The sequence below is a fragment of the Rhodococcus sp. 06-462-5 genome (assembly GCF_002258315.1).
Lineage (GTDB): Bacteria > Actinomycetota > Actinomycetes > Mycobacteriales > Mycobacteriaceae > Rhodococcoides.
Genome location: NZ_NOYD01000057.1, coordinates 1 through 1,230, shown reverse-complemented (window position 1 = coordinate 1,230; position 1,230 = coordinate 1). Strand labels below are relative to the sequence as shown.

At 67.0% G+C, this 1,230-nt stretch carries 1 protein-coding gene; it reads right to left on the bottom strand.

Annotated elements, in window-relative coordinates:
- Positions 1 to 1,230 (bottom strand): AMP-binding protein (locus tag CH251_RS25340; protein ID WP_143544991.1); only part of this gene is annotated, 1,230 nt, incomplete at both ends.

Below are 1,230 nucleotides of genomic sequence, written 5' to 3'. Positions count from 1 at the left end.
TCGGACGGGTGTTCCGGGTCGATCGGAACGTACGCGGCACCGGTGCGCACGACGGCAAGCAGGGTCACCACGAGATCCACCGAACGCGCGAGCATGACTGCCACGCGGTCGCCTCGCGTCACACCGCGGGCGCTCAACTGCGCGGCCATCGCCTCGACGCGGGTGGCGATCTCGGAGAAACTGAACTCCGCACCGGTGTGATCGACGATCGCCACTGCGTCCGGCGTTCTCGACATCTGCAGGCGGACGAGCGAATCCAGCGTCGCGTCATCCGCGTGCACCTCGACACCGCGCGACCATTCCTCTGCCCTGATTCGGTCGTCGGCGTTCAGTGCATCGAACGTCGCCACCCTCGCATCGGGGTCCTCGGACAGTCTGCCGAGAAAGTCGACGAATGCAGCCGCGGTGTCGGTGACCGATTCGGGAGTTGCCGCAGTGTCGCTCGATGTCAGGTCCACCGCGAACCCGTGCACCCGATCGCGATACACCATCAGGTCCAGTCGGCCGGCCGGTCCACTCGTGACCGTTTCCTGGCGGCCGGCGATCGACCCGAAGCCGTAGTCGTAATCGAAGGCCTTGACGTTCAACTGCGGCAATGCCGCGTAGTCCTCCGGACCGTTCGGCCACAGTCGTGCAAGGGTCTCCCCCGCCATCTGATGACGGACGACCTCCCGCATCTCGCCTCGGACCCGCTGCACCAACTCGGCGACCGTCTCGGACGGAGAAACCCGCAACGTCACCTGCGCGGCACCGACCAACATTGCCGGAGTCCGCAGCGCTACACCGCTCGAGCGGTTCATCTGCGGCAACCGGACCGCGAACAGGTCCCGTCCGTCGCGCGCGGACGTGAACAGCCCCCAGCCCAACGCCACGACGTCGGACCACGTGACCCGTGCCGAACGCGCGAGTGCGTCGACCGACGCCGCCACCTCGTCCGGAACGCGGCCGTGTCCTCGCGCGTCGGTGAGGAAGAACTGACGCGAGGAATCGAATGCGACGGCCGAGGCCTCGGAGACCTCCTCGAACTTCGCTGCCCAGAATCGTTCGGAATCGCCCGCGTCGACACCAGCACCGTCGACGACCGACGCATAGTCCCCGAACCACCGCTCGGGCACCGAAAGGCCCTCGGCCAGAGCGGTGTACACCTCTGCGACACGACGAGTGACGAGCCCGAGACCGTAGGCGTCGAGGAGTAGGTGATGAGTCGAGAACTCCCATGCCCACCCGCCG